The following is a 13,120-nucleotide window of genomic DNA, read 5'->3' on the forward strand; positions in this document are numbered from 1 at the left end:
CGTTCGGTCGCCATCCTGTTTGGGTTTTCAATCAAACCAAACCTGAGAGGAAGGAACCGATGTCCATCGAACAACGCGACCAGCTGGTTTATATCGACCACGGTGAGGGTGATGAGCCGCTCAGCACCCGCAAGATGAACCCGCTGTTTTCCAGCATCCTGGAAGCCCGTCTTGCCCGTCGTCAGGTACTCAAGGGTAGTGCCGGCGCCGCTGCGCTGGGCTTCTTTGGCCTGGGTCTGGCTGGTTGCAAGAGCAGTTCCAGCAGCGATGATAACGGCAGCCCGGCACCGGCTGATCTGCTGGGTTTCAGTGCTGTTGGCGTCAGCAGCGCAGATCAGATTGTCGTTCCGGAAGGCTACAGTTATCAGGTCATCATTCCTTGGGGCACGCCGATTCTGGGTAGCTTCCCGTCGTTCTCGGTCAACAGCACCGGTGCGGATCAGGCCGAGCAGATCGGTTCGCACCACGATGGCATGCACTTCTACCCAATTAACGGCAGCTCGGAAGATGGTCTGCTGGTACTGAACCACGAGTATGTTGAACCGCGTCTGATGCACGCGTCTGCCCAAGGCGTGGCCCTGTCTAGCGGAGCGACCGCGCCGCTGGTTGGCGGTCAGCGCCCGGCCGATGAAGTGCTGAAGGAAATGAACGCTCACGGTGTTTCCGTCGTGCGCATCGTCAAGGGCGTGAACAACGAGTGGAGTGTCCAGCCGGACAGCATGAACCGCCGTATCACCGCTCTGACACCAATGGAAATCCAGGGCCCGGTTCGCGGCAGCGATTTCGTCAAAACGCTCTATAGTCCCAACGGCACCATGACCCGCGGTACCCTGAACAATTGTGGTAACGGCTACACGCCCTGGGGTACCTATATGGCGGCCGAGGAAAACTGGGCCGGTTACTTCACCAACAAGGGTGACAACCCGCGCGAGCATTCGCGTTACGGCGTGTCCTCCGGCAGTGGTCGTTGGGCCTGGGAACTGGCTGACAACGGTGCCGATGAGTTCATCCGTTTTGATGCCAGCATCAAGGGCGCCGACGCCACCCAGGACTACCGCAATGAGCCGGTGTGCTTCGGCTGGATGGTCGAAATCGATCCGTTCGATCCGACCAGCAACCCGAAGAAGCGCACTGCCATGGGCCGTTTTGGTCATGAAGGGGTGGTCTTTGCTCCGGCTGAAGAGGGCAAGCCGGTCGTGTGTTACTCGGGCGACGATTCCCGCTTCGAGTACATCTACAAGTTCGTCACTGCGGCAAACTACAACGCGGCGACCGCCAATGGCAGCATGTTGGATGAAGGCACTCTGTATGTCGCCAAGTTCAACGATGACGGCACCGGTGAGTGGTTGCCGCTGGTCTACGGCCAGAACGGGCTGGACGAAACCAACGGCTTTACCAGTCAGGCCGACGTGCTGGTCAACACGCGCCTGGCTGCCGATTTCATGGGCGCTACCCCGATGGACCGCCCGGAATGGGGCTCAGTGGATCCGGCCAACGGCGATGTCTACTTCACCCTGACCAACAACACCAACCGCAACGCTGGCAACGTCAACGAAGCCAACCCGCGGGTCGCCAACCGCCACGGCCATATCATTCGCTGGAAGGAAGACGGTGGTGAGCAGGCTGCAACCACCTTCAGCTGGGACATCTTCCTGTTTGGCGGTGACAGCGGCGATAGCGGCGTTGACACCAATATCGGCTATGACCCGAACGGCGACATGCTGACCGCCGACAATATCCTCAGCTCGCCGGATGGTCTGTGGATTGACCCGGACAGCCGTGTCTGGATTCAGATGGATAGCGGCTATCGCGACCCCTTTGGCAACTGCGCCATGCTGGTTGCCGATCCGACGACGGGTGATCTCAAACGCTTCCTGGTTGGCCCAATCGATCAGGAAATCACCGGCATCACCATGACCCCGGACCAGAAGACGTTGTTTATCAACGTTCAGCACCCGGGTGAAGGCACCAGCCCCGCCGACTTTGCTACCAGAGACTACACCAGCAACTGGCCGGACTTCACGCCGACAACCCGTCCGCCGCGCTCGGCCACGGTCGTGGTGTGGAAAAACGATGGCGGCGTGGTTGGTAGCTAAACGCTGTTGGTAGCCAAGAGGCTATCCAGGCGGGGCCGCTGGCGCTGCCTGGACAGAAAAACGGTACGTCATTTCGGGGTTGGCAGCAGCTGACCCCTGCTTTTACGGAGAAATCATCATGGGTGTAGGTGGAATCAGTATCGGCTCACTGCTGATCGTGCTGGTTATTGTCATGCTGCTGTTCGGCACCAAACGTCTGCGCAACATTGGCAGCGATCTGGGTGGCGCGTTGAGCGGCTTTCGCAAGGCTGTGCGGGACACGGACGAGGCCCGTGATGCACTGACCATGGATTCCCAGGAGCAGGTTGCCGGGCGCAGCGAAACGCGCTCGCGCGCTTGAGGGCGGGTGCCGCATGTTCGGTAACGGCATGACGGAATGGCTGGTGGTCGGGGTGGTGGCGCTGATCGTGCTCGGCCCCGAACGCCTGCCTTCGCTGGTGCGCATGGCGGGTCGCGCAACCGGTAAGGTGCGTGGCCTTTGGAGTGATGTGCAGCGCGAGCTGGACGGCAGTCTGCCAGCCGATGAGGTCAAGGAGTTGGCTGAAAACGTACGCGAACTGCGGGCTCAAACCAACGTCAAACAGTTTGTCCGGCGATTGGCGGTAGATGAAGAGCGCCGCCAGGGCTGAGCCCCGGCGGCGGGTTGGTATCGTTGTTTAGGTTGGGTTGCAAGGCGGCAGATCGAAACGAATAAAGGGATCTGATCCGGACACTGGGCCGTCAATCGTATAGGTGCAGCCGAAAGCTGGATCGGCGACTTTTTCTGGATCCAGAATGTCGTCGTTTTCCCCGGTGGGCACAATGTTTTGTTGTTCCCATTGGATCATGGCGTCGAAGGTGGCATCGATTTCGTCCAGCGTGAACTGGCAATGGCCGGGCGAGCGGATAGCCCTTTGCACGAGCCATTCGTCGTTACCGCTCGCGATTGTTCGTTCGCGGTAAACCTGCTCCATCAAGAACGGCACAAACAGATCGCCGGTTGTGTGAGCACTGACGACCGGTATATCGAATTCTCCATTGATTCTGGGAACCCAGCGCAAACCGTCGTCTCTAGGACCGTTGGCCTCAGGGTCTGCTTCCGCTTGGGCAATTGCGCTGTTGAAGTTGATTTCGTCGTTGCTTAGCGGTTCGCCAAGCTCGGTCTCAAAACGATAGGTTAGCCCTGTCGTATCGACGATATTGTCCAGCAGAATGCCATCTACCGTGCCGTCTGACCCGGCAAAGCTTTGCAGTAGCAGCTGGAATTCTTCAAACGCTTCGCGGTATATGGGACGTTCTCCACCGCTAAGGTTCTTCAGTGTCTGGAATAGCAACTGCCCCTGCGCAGTCAGCCCATCGGCGCTTTGATCGTTGGCGAAGTCCGTCCATAGGGTGCTGCGTGCTGCTGCAAGTCGCTCAGCCGCTTCAGTCTCTGACAGAGGGAACGTCTCTACCGGGATGCCTGCAAAGGCTGATAAAGCGATGGTATAGCCGGCGAAGTAGTTGAACAGCTCGGCATCTCCAACCACGCCGCAAAACGGAGCTGCGCCAACATAGTCGACCACGTTGTTGGCGGTGTCCTTGGTTTCCTGCTCAATGGCGGCGGCGGTTACGTGGCCGCCAAGGGAAAAGCCGGTGATGTAGTACTTGCTTGGCGCAGGCAATGTGCGGCCGTTCTCTTCGGCAATGGCGTTGAAGGCGAGTGCCAACGCGTTGGTATCTTCGACGCCGGCGCGTACATCGTAATAGTTGGTGCTGTAGCTGGAAGCCGCCCAGGCAAAACCATTGTCGAGCAGGTATTTGCGCATTGGTGGGTTATCTACAGTCAGTGTGCTTCCTGTGCCTCTGTAACCATGCGCATACATCACCAGATGGCCGTTCCAGTTCTCTGGTACCTCAATACGATAGCCTGCTCCGTCTAGAACGCCGCTCCAGCGACTGGTGTTGTTGTAGAGGGGCACATCAGCCAAGGCACCGAATGGAAGTTGGCCCTCGTCTACAACGAAGAAATTGTTGTTGATCCGCACTTGCTGTTGGCGCAGCACTTCTTCTTTTTCATCGTTGCCCCCACCGCCGCCGCTCAGACAGCCGGTCAGGGCAAGGGTACCGACCACCGTTGCCGTTAGCGCCGATTTTCTAAACGCGTTCATTATTTTTATTCTCCATACGCAAGCTGTTGTTGTTGGTTGAGTCTTGCGGCTATCAGTTAAGAATCAGTGCTGGCAAAGGGCAAGTACTCACTGTCTTGTTTTGAGACGTTCTCGCGAGCATGGATAGGAAGGCATCAGTGGTCTGGATTGCTGTAACAGAGGCATCACCCATTCGGGTGAGTTCATTGGATTTGCTGGTGTTGGGTTAGCCCAAATGGGTGATTTGGTGGCAGGGATGGAGCCGATAGCGTCGGTGATCTGGTCAGGCCTGTCTGGAATAACCAGTTCAGGGGGGTTGCCGAGCGATTACATAATCGTGACAATCGGGACGGCCTCGCAGTCATATTGCAGGCTTATAACAATAATTTTGCAAAGAAAGGTCAGTACCTTATCCCCAACTGCCCTGCGCCCGATCACACTCGGGATTCTTTGCCATGGAGAGAGCATGCCACTGGTTGCCCGTTTATCGCTGGAGAACCTAGTCACACTGGTTTGCAGCCTGTTTGTTTTGCTTTCAGCCTGGATCACCGGGCATCTGGTATGGATACTGCTGGAGCCGCAGAGTGTGCTGCCGGCGCCCCCTGTGCTTACCTACTCATCAACTGCAACAGAGCACGGCGTTGCCCAGCCCGGTTTTCGCGAGCTGGCGCTGTTGTCCCCCTATGGTCGTGCCGATAAGGCGCCCGTTGCCGTTGACGCGCCCGATACCAAACTCAGTTGGACGCTGAAGGGCGTGTTGTCTGACCCCGATCCCGCACGCAGTGCCGCCATTCTGGTTACCCAGGGCCAGCCAGAGAAGCTGTATCGCGTTGGTGCTACGCTGCCGGGGCAGGTGCGGCTGGAACAGGTACTCGCTGACCGGGTGATGCTGATGCGCGATGGCCAGCTCGAGACCCTGCGACTCAAACGCAACGAACTTACCAGCTCCGGGCACCCGGCCCGCAGCAGCCGTGCCGTTGCGCTGCCCGGCAGTGACTCCAGTCAGACGCTGGCGCCAGACGGTGGCCTGGCGCGTATCGATCGGGAGGCCTGGCTGAGTGATCCCCAGCGTTTTGCCGAAGTCATCAGTGCTAACCCGGTGATGGTGGACGGCGCTTTGTACGGGATTGAAGTGTCGCCCGCGCGCAACGCGCGTGAATTTGAAGCAGCTGGCCTGCAGGCCGGTGACGTGATTACCGACGTGGATGGAACCCCGGTTTCCCAGATAGAGGACTACCGCGAGATCCTGCGCGAGTTGTCCGGCGCCAGTTCGGTGTCGGTGTCGCTCGAACGCGACGGACAACCCATGAACATTACGATAACGATGGATTGATGCTGATGTCGATGCAGTTTCGCAAACAACGGCTGGCGCTGGCGCTGGCGTTGAGTCTGGGGGTAGTGAGTGGCTCGGTGCAGGCGCAGACAACTGCGGGTGCAGCAGCTGAAGACGAAGATCTGGTGCTGAATTTGCGTGATGCAGATATCAACGGCCTGATTGAGATTGTTAGCCAGGAGACTGGAATCAACTTTATTGTTGACCCTCGCGTACGCGGGCAGGTTAACGTCGTCTCGGGGCAGCCGATCCGTCGTGATGAACTGTACGATCTGTTTTTGGGCGTGTTGAAGTCACAGGGCTTTGCGGCTGTGCGGGGCAGTGACGGCATGGTTCGCATCGTGCCGGAAGTGCAGGCCAAGGAAAACGAGGTTGCGGGTCTGAGTGGGGATACGCCCGGCGACGAGTACATTACTGAAGTCATCACCGTCAACAACATGGACGCGGCACAACTGGTGCGAATCCTGCGGCCGCTGGTACCCAAGGGGGGCCACCTTGCTGCCGCTGCCGCGTCCAACAGCCTGGTGATTGCCGATACGGCAGCTAACGTGCGACGTATCCAGGCGCTGATTGCGCGCATGGATCGCGAGTCGACCGAGGATTTTGAAGTGCTTCCCCTGCAGCATGCGTCGGCGTTGGATGTGGTACGCATTGTTCAGGGACTGGATAGCAACGCGCCCGCGGAAGAGTTTGCCCGGGGGCCGAAGCTGATCGCCGATGAACGCACCAACTCGGTCATTCTGCGTGGTGATCCGGAGGCACGGGCCAGCCTGCGCTCCGTGGTGCGCAGGCTGGATGTCGAGGGCGATCAGGGCAACACGCAAGTGCATTACCTGCGTTATGCCAAGGCCGAGGAAGTGGCAGAAGTGTTGCGGGGAATCGCCGAGGGGCGTGAGCGCAACAGTACCGGCACGACGTCAACCAACTCGGGCGCTGCATCTACCAGCAACACTGCAGAACAGAATCGCGTTCGCATCGAGGCTCATGAGAGCACCAACTCCGTCGTCATATACGGGCCTGCGGAGCTGTCTCGCGAACTGTCTTCCATCATCCGTCAGCTCGACATTCGCCGCGCGCAGGTGTTGGTGGAAGCGGTCATTGCTGAAGTGTCCTACGACCGCGCCAAGGAGCTGGGTGTCCAGTGGGGCTTTGGTAGTGAAGATTCTGGCGTCGGCATAATCAACTTCAACCGCAACGGTAACGGTATCGTTGACCTCGCTGCAGGGGTAAACGCGTTTCTTGACGGCGACGTCAGCACTCCTCCCTCGCTTGGCAGTGGTCTGAGTCTCGGTGGGATTGGCTCTATCGGCAGTGCCCAGATCGCTTTGCTGGTCAACGCGCTGCAGGGCGACACCGCCAGCAACATCCTGTCTACTCCGAGTCTGCTGACCCTCGACAACGAGGAAGCCGAGATCGTGGTCGGTCAGAACGTGCCCTTTATTGTCGGCCGCTCGGTGGAGGATTCGGGGCAGGCCTTTGACACCATCCAGCGTGAAGACGTGGGTATCACCCTGAAAATTCGCCCGCAGATAAACGAGGGCAATGCGGTGCGTTTGGAGATTGCCCAGGAAGTCTCACAGATCGCGCCAGGCGTCAGCGGTGCGGCTGATATCATCACCAACAAGCGCAGCCTGACCACGCACGTCATGGTTGATGACAACCAGATGATTGTGCTGGGCGGGCTGATTGACGACCAGATGATAGAAACGTCGGACAAAGTACCGTTTCTTGGCGATGTGCCCGGTCTTGGCCGACTGTTCCGTTATGACACCGCCTCGTTGCAGAAGCGCAATCTGATGGTCTTCCTGCGCCCGGTGATCGTGCGTGATTCGGCGGTTGCCGAGAGCCTGACCCACGCCAAGTACAGCTATATTCGCGACCGCCAGGTTGCCGAGCAGAGCCGCCGTGGCCGGCTGGATGTCGGCGAAGGAGTCCCGGTTCTGCCCGATTGGAACTACCTGCTGGCGCTGCCGCCGCCGTTTGAAAACGCACTGCAGGGCACCGCCGTACCGACGGCAATCAGTGCGCCACCCAGCGCAGCGCAGGAGTAGGCGATGAGCGAGCAGGAAAGCAGCAGTGTCGCCGCGCCAGCCGCTGAAACCGGTTATCGCTATTCCCGCCGGGTGGGTGTGTTGACGGGGGCGATGCGTGATGACGGCCAACTGGAGGTGTTCGTGCGGGCCGACTGTGATCCGCAGGGGCTGCTGGAGCTGCGTCGGCGGCACGGTTGTCCGTTGTTGCCGATCGAGTTGGACGACGATGCCTTCGCCGCGCGGCTTCGTGATCGCTACGAACGCTCGGCCAATGATGCCATGCAGTTTGTCGAAGGACTGGGTGAGGACGCTGACCTGCTCTCGGTCGCCCAGTCGCTGGCTGAGCCAGAAGACTTGCTCGAATCGCAGGATGAAGCGCCGATCATCCGATTGATCAACGCGCTGCTGTCCGAGGCGGTGAAGGAAAACGCCTCGGACATTCATATCGAACCGTTTGAAAATCGCCTGTCCATCCGTTTGCGGGTCGACGGTGTATTGCGCGAAGTGCTTGAACCACCGCGCGCTCTGGCGCCGGTGATCGTGTCACGGATCAAGGTCATGGCCAAACTGGACATCGCCGAGAAGCGTCTGCCACAGGACGGTCGGATCGGCCTGCGGCTGGTGGGGCGGGCGGTGGATGTGCGGGTTTCGACCCTGCCTTCCGGTCATGGCGAACGGGTGGTGCTGCGTCTGCTCGACAAACAGGCCGGGCGCCTGGAGCTGCGTCAGCTCGGTATGTGCCCAGAACATTACGCGGCGATGGAACGGGTAATCAGCCGCCCGCACGGCATCGTGCTGGTAACCGGGCCGACTGGCTCGGGCAAGACCACCACGCTGTATTCGGCGCTGATGCGGCTGAACGACCGCAGCCGCAATATCCTCACCGTCGAAGATCCTATCGAGTATTACCTCGACGGCATTGGTCAGACCCAGATCAACAACAAGGTCGACATGACCTTTGCCCGCGGTCTGCGTGCAATTCTGCGTCAGGACCCTGATGTGGTGATGGTCGGTGAGATTCGTGATATCGACACGGTGCAGATCGCCATTCAGGCCAGTCTGACCGGTCACCTGGTGTTTTCCACCCTGCACACCAACACCGCCATCGGTGCCATTACCCGTCTGCGCGACATGGGTATTGAGCCGTTTCTGCTGTCGTCGACCCTGAACGGCGTGTTGGCCCAGCGGCTGGTGCGCACCTTGTGTCCGGACTGCCGCGAGCCGCATCAGGCCAGCAGCAGTGAATGTCGTTTGCTGGGGCTGGACGAACAGACGCCACCGACGCTGTATCGTGCGGCCGGTTGCGCCGCCTGCAATGGCAGTGGCTATCGCGGGCGTACCGGCATCTATGAGCTGATCGAGATCGACGACACCCTGCGCGGCATGATCCATGATGGCGCCAGTGAGCAGGCCATGGTACGGCACGCCCGACTGGCGCAGCCGGGGATTCGGCAGGATGGGGTGCGCCGGGTGCTGGCAGGTGACACTACGCTGGAAGAAGTCCTGCGCGTTACCCGGGAGGACTGAGCGTGCCTGCCTTTGAATACACTGCGCTGGACGCCAGCGGCCGGACCCGCAAGGGCGTAGAGGAGGGCGACTCTCCCCGTCAGGTGCGTGGTCGGCTGCGTGAGCAGGGGTTGACGCCGATGACGGTCAGCCAGGTGGCTGAGCGCGCAGCGGTGCTGCGCATGCCCGTGCTGCAGCAGCGGATCAAGCCGCTGGAACTGTCCCTCGCGACCCGGCAGATGGCAACCCTGGCGCGTGCTGGCCTGCCGATCGAAGAAGTACTGGCCACGGTGGCCCGCCAAAGCGAGTCGCCCAAAGTGCGCTCGGCGCTGACGGCAGTGCGCACGCGGGTCATGGAGGGCCTGCCGCTGGCGCACGCACTGGGCGAGTTCCCCTCGGTCTTTCCGGTCATCTACCGCACCACCATCGCCGCTGGCGAGCAGGCGGGGCGGTTGGATCTGGTGCTGGAACGGCTGGCTGATAACGTTGAGGCGCAGAACGCCATGCGCCAGAAGATCCAGCTGGCGATGTTCTACCCGGCCATCCTCACCTGTGTAGCGTTGCTGGTGACCGTCGCGCTGCTGACCTACGTGGTGCCTGAAGTGGTCAAGGTGTTTGACGGCATGAATCAGCAGTTGCCGCTGCTGACCCGTATGCTGATTGCGGTCAGCGATACCCTGCGCGACTGGGGGCTATTGATGCTGCTGGTACTGGGGGGGCTAGGTTATGGCCTGCGCACCCTGTTGCAGCGGCCTGCCTACCAGCGGCGCTGGCACGATCTGCTGCTGCGGCTGCCGCTGATCGGTCGCTTGACCCGCGGTCTCAACACTGCCCGTTTTGCGCGGACCCTGAATATCCTTGCCGCCAGTGGTGTACCGCTGCTGGATGCATTGAACATGAGTGCGAGTGTTATCACCAACCTGCCAATGCGCGAGGCGGTCAGCGAGGCCGCCCAGCGTGTGCGTGAGGGGGCCGGGGTAGGCCTGGCGCTGGAGCGTAGCGGCTATTTCCCGGCGATGACCCTCAGTCTGATCAAGAGCGGTGAAAGCAGCGGCACCCTCGATGACATGCTGGAGCGGGCGGCGGAAACCCAGGAACGCGAGCTAGAGGCGCGTATCGCCATGGTGATGGGTGTTTTCGAGCCGCTGCTGATTCTGACCATGGGCGCGGTAGTGCTGGTGATCGTACTGGCGATTCTGCTGCCAATCTTTGAACTCAACCAACTGGTGAATTGATGATGAGCAATAACCACGTACGCCGTGCTGCGCAGCGCGGTTTTACCCTGATTGAAGTGATGGTTGTGGTAGTCATCCTCGGGATTCTGGCGGCGGTGGTGGTGCCGCGGGTCATGGACCGGCCGGACCAGGCACGGATCACCAAGGTGCAGAGCGACATTCGTGCTATCGAGAGCGCGTTGAATCTGTATCGACTGGACAACTTCAGCTACCCGACCACTGAACAGGGCCTGCGTGCACTGGTGCAGGAGCCTACTGGTCAGAATGCGCCACGTAACTGGCGCAAGGGTGGCTACCTGGACCGCCTGCAGCAAGACCCGTGGGGCAACGACTACCAGTATCAGACACCGGGGCGCGATGGTCGCCTGTTTGATCTCTACAGCTTTGGCTCCGACGGCCGCAGCGGTGGCACTGACAGCGCTACCGATATTGGCAACTGGAATCTGGAACAGAACGGCGAGCGTTGATGAGCATGCGTTCCGACCACCACTCTGCGCACAGGCTGCAGACCGGCTTTACCCTGTTTGAAGTGCTGATCGTATTGGTGCTGATCGGGGTGATGGCGGGTCTGGCGACGCTGTCGCTGGGTGACGGGGCGGAGCGCGAGCTGCGTCGCGAGGCTGATCGGCTGGCTACGGTGCTCAAGCTGGCCCGTGACGAGTTGCTGATCAGTGGCGGCAGCGAGCGGGCGCTGGGAATTCGGCGTGACAGCTACAGCATGCTGGATCTGGTCCTGCTTGATGACGCCACTCGTGAGTGGCAGCCGGTGAACGACGCGCAGCTGGGGCCGCATGTTGTGACCGAGGGCTTGATCGAGCTGGACTTCGAAGCTGCTGATCAGCCGCGTAGCCTGTCCTCCAGCAGGGTATGGACACCCCAGCTGCGGCTGAGCAACACCGGCGAGATGACGCCGGGCCTGATTGTCCTGCGGGCACGCGAGCATAACCTGGAGCGCTTTATTCAGGTTGAGTTGACCGGCCATATCGAGGTGTTCAGTGAGCGTCCGTAGCAGCCGTGGTTTTACCCTGCTGGAAGTGCTGGTGGCGCTGACCGTGCTTGCAGTCGCCCTCGGGGCGCTAGTCAAGGCGGGCAGCGATCACGCCCGCAATACCGGCTATCTGCAGGAGCGCACCCTGGCGCACTGGGCTGGCAGCAATCTGCTGGCTGAGTACGAATCGGGCATGCGTCCGGCCACCGACGGCGAGCTGAAGGGCGAGACCAACATGGGGCCCTACCGCTTCGGCTATCGTACCCAGATCAGCGATTACAGCGCCAAGTCGCCGTTTCCGCTGCCCTCGGTCAAGCGGGTTGATATTCGCCTTTGGTTGCTGCCCGGTGATGAAAGTGACCAGCGCGCGATGGTTAGCGGGTTTGTGCTGCCATGACGGTGCGCAACGGGCAGTGCGGTTTTACCCTGCTGGAGCTGCTGGTGGCCATGCTGCTCTTTGCGGTGATGAGTGTGGTCGCCTATCAGGGCCTGCGGGCGGTGCTGGAGACCAACGAAGTCAGCCGGGAACACGCGAGCGAACTGGCGGATCTGCAGGTTAGCCTGAGTGTGCTGGAACGTGATCTCGCGCAGTTGGTGGATATCCGCGTGCGCGACGAATTTGGTGACCGGTTGCCGCCGCTGCGGCTGCAGGCTAACAGTGATCAGCCGTTACTGGAAATTGTGCGGGCCGGGGCAGGCGGTGAGCAGCGTTTGCGCCGCACCGCCTGGCGGCTGACCGAGCGTGGTCTGGAGCGGGAGCTGTGGCCAGGCGTTGATGTGGCGGATGCCGACAGCTTGCGCCTGCAGCCGTTCGCTGAACTGGTGGGCGAGGACGAACGCCTCGGTGTGGACAGTGGATTTCACTTTATCGTGCGCGGGGCAAGCGGACTGGAGCGGGTCGACAGCTGGCCGCCGGCGGATCTTGACCCGGAATCCACCCAACTGCCGCTAGCGGTTGAAATACAGCTGGATCTGCCGCGCCTTGGCCTGATCCGTCGACTGATTGCGGTGGGGCAATGAAGCGTCGGCAGCAGGGGGTTGCGCTGATTACCGCGCTGCTGATCGTTGCGCTGGCGGTCACGGCGGCGGTCGGCATGGCGATGCGCGGGCAGGCGGACATTCGCCGCAGCAGCGCGGTGTTTGAACGCGACCTGTCGCGTGAGATCGCACTTGGGGCCGAGAAGATGGTGTTGCAGGTGCTTGAACAAGTCGACAGCGCTGACGAGTTGCTGTGGGACACCTGCCTGTCTCCGGTATTGCCATTTGAGGTCGATCAGGTGCAGTTGCAGGCGACGCTGGACAACATGCGTTGCCGGTTCAACCTTAACGCGCTGGCCTCTGGAGACGAACAACAGCAAGCGGAGTTCGCCCGTTTGGTCGACCGCGTGGCGCAAGACTCAGGTGTGGCCATGCCAGCTGGCAGTCAGCTGGCACTGGCGGTTACCGACTGGATGAACCCGGAAACCGACGACCCGGTGTATCGCTTGCAGCAGCCGCCACGGCTATCGGCCAATCGCACCATGCTGGTTGCGTCCGAGCTGGCATCGGTCAGTGGCATGAGCGCAGAAGCCTGGCAGGCGCTGGCACCTTATGTCACGGCGTATCCGTCTGATCAGAGTCCGATTGACGTGGAACGCAGTAATGATCTGATCAAAGCCGTTTTCAGTGGCCGCACGGCGCCGGGCAATGATGCGCCTTGGTTCATGCGGCTACAGATCGTCGCGCATTTTGGTGAGCGCAATTTTTATCAATGCACACTGCTTGATGCCCCTAATGGCAGGGTAGTGCTGCGGGAACAGACGGCGTGCGAGCCGTAATGAA

13 protein-coding genes are annotated in these 13,120 nt (G+C 60.5%); 12 read left to right on the top strand and 1 reads right to left on the bottom strand.

Annotated elements, in window-relative coordinates; genetic code table 11:
* Window positions 1–59: 59 nt before the first annotated feature.
* The 3 genes from C1949_RS03830 to tatB all read left to right on the top strand — a co-directional run bounded on the left by C1949_RS03830 (window position 60) and on the right by tatB (window position 2,725).
* Window positions 60–2,096: a PhoX family protein gene (locus C1949_RS03830; RefSeq protein ID WP_104737143.1), complete on the top strand. Its 2,037-nt coding sequence runs from the start codon at window positions 60–62 to the stop codon at window positions 2,094–2,096.
* 118 nt (window positions 2,097–2,214) lie between these two features.
* A complete protein-coding gene (gene tatA / locus C1949_RS03835; RefSeq protein WP_104737144.1) occupies window positions 2,215–2,436 on the top strand; it encodes a twin-arginine translocase TatA/TatE family subunit in 222 nt (73 codons plus the stop codon).
* A gap of 13 nt (window positions 2,437–2,449) precedes the next feature.
* On the top strand, window positions 2,450–2,725 hold the full coding sequence (tatB, locus tag C1949_RS03840; RefSeq protein WP_104737145.1) for a Sec-independent protein translocase protein TatB: 276 nt from the start codon (window positions 2,450–2,452) through the stop codon (window positions 2,723–2,725).
* Between the two features lie 27 nt (window positions 2,726–2,752).
* Here the strand turns inward: tatB and C1949_RS03845 are convergent, their stop codons facing one another.
* The gene (locus C1949_RS03845; RefSeq protein ID WP_146040284.1) at window positions 2,753–4,225 is read right to left on the bottom strand and encodes an alpha/beta hydrolase family protein; all 1,473 of its coding nucleotides are present in this window, start codon (window positions 4,223–4,225) and stop codon (window positions 2,753–2,755) included.
* A 445-nt stretch (window positions 4,226–4,670) separates the two neighbouring features.
* Here C1949_RS03845 and gspC point away from each other — a divergent pair, with 445 nt between their 5' ends.
* Genes gspC through C1949_RS03890 form a run of 9 tightly spaced genes read left to right on the top strand, consistent with a single transcriptional unit; the run spans window position 4,671 to window position 13,116 of the window.
* Window positions 4,671–5,537 carry a type II secretion system protein GspC gene (gene gspC / locus C1949_RS03850; RefSeq protein ID WP_170062994.1) on the top strand — a complete coding sequence of 289 codons (867 nt, stop codon included), beginning with the start codon at window positions 4,671–4,673 and terminating at the stop codon, window positions 5,535–5,537.
* Window positions 5,538–5,542: 5 nt separating this feature from the next.
* Window positions 5,543–7,588, top strand: a complete 2,046-nt coding sequence (gene gspD / locus C1949_RS03855; RefSeq protein WP_104737209.1) for a type II secretion system secretin GspD — start codon at window positions 5,543–5,545, stop codon at window positions 7,586–7,588.
* A 3-nt stretch (window positions 7,589–7,591) separates the two neighbouring features.
* Window positions 7,592–9,097, top strand: a complete 1,506-nt coding sequence (gene gspE / locus C1949_RS03860) for a type II secretion system ATPase GspE (protein WP_104737148.1) — start codon at window positions 7,592–7,594, stop codon at window positions 9,095–9,097.
* A gap of 2 nt (window positions 9,098–9,099) precedes the next feature.
* Window positions 9,100–10,311: a type II secretion system inner membrane protein GspF gene (gene gspF, locus C1949_RS03865; RefSeq protein WP_104737149.1), complete on the top strand. Its 1,212-nt coding sequence runs from the start codon at window positions 9,100–9,102 to the stop codon at window positions 10,309–10,311.
* Between the two features lie 2 nt (window positions 10,312–10,313).
* A complete protein-coding gene (gene gspG / locus C1949_RS03870) occupies window positions 10,314–10,778 on the top strand; it encodes a type II secretion system major pseudopilin GspG (RefSeq protein ID WP_104737150.1) in 465 nt (154 codons plus the stop codon).
* A complete protein-coding gene (locus tag C1949_RS03875) occupies window positions 10,778–11,320 on the top strand; it encodes a GspH/FimT family pseudopilin (RefSeq protein WP_104737151.1) in 543 nt (180 codons plus the stop codon). Before gspG ends, C1949_RS03875 begins: the two co-directional genes overlap by 1 nt.
* Window positions 11,307–11,696, top strand: a complete 390-nt coding sequence (gene gspI, locus C1949_RS03880; RefSeq protein ID WP_104737152.1) for a type II secretion system minor pseudopilin GspI — start codon at window positions 11,307–11,309, stop codon at window positions 11,694–11,696. Before C1949_RS03875 ends, gspI begins: the two co-directional genes overlap by 14 nt.
* Window positions 11,693–12,319: a type II secretion system minor pseudopilin GspJ gene (gene gspJ, locus C1949_RS03885; protein WP_104737153.1), complete on the top strand. Its 627-nt coding sequence runs from the start codon at window positions 11,693–11,695 to the stop codon at window positions 12,317–12,319. Before gspI ends, gspJ begins: the two co-directional genes overlap by 4 nt.
* A complete protein-coding gene (locus C1949_RS03890; RefSeq protein WP_104737154.1) occupies window positions 12,316–13,116 on the top strand; it encodes a type II secretion system minor pseudopilin in 801 nt (266 codons plus the stop codon). Before gspJ ends, C1949_RS03890 begins: the two co-directional genes overlap by 4 nt.
* The last annotated feature ends 4 nt before the right edge of the window (window positions 13,117–13,120 follow it).

The organism is Halopseudomonas oceani (genome assembly GCF_002903165.1).
Lineage (GTDB): Bacteria > Pseudomonadota > Gammaproteobacteria > Pseudomonadales > Pseudomonadaceae > Halopseudomonas > Halopseudomonas oceani.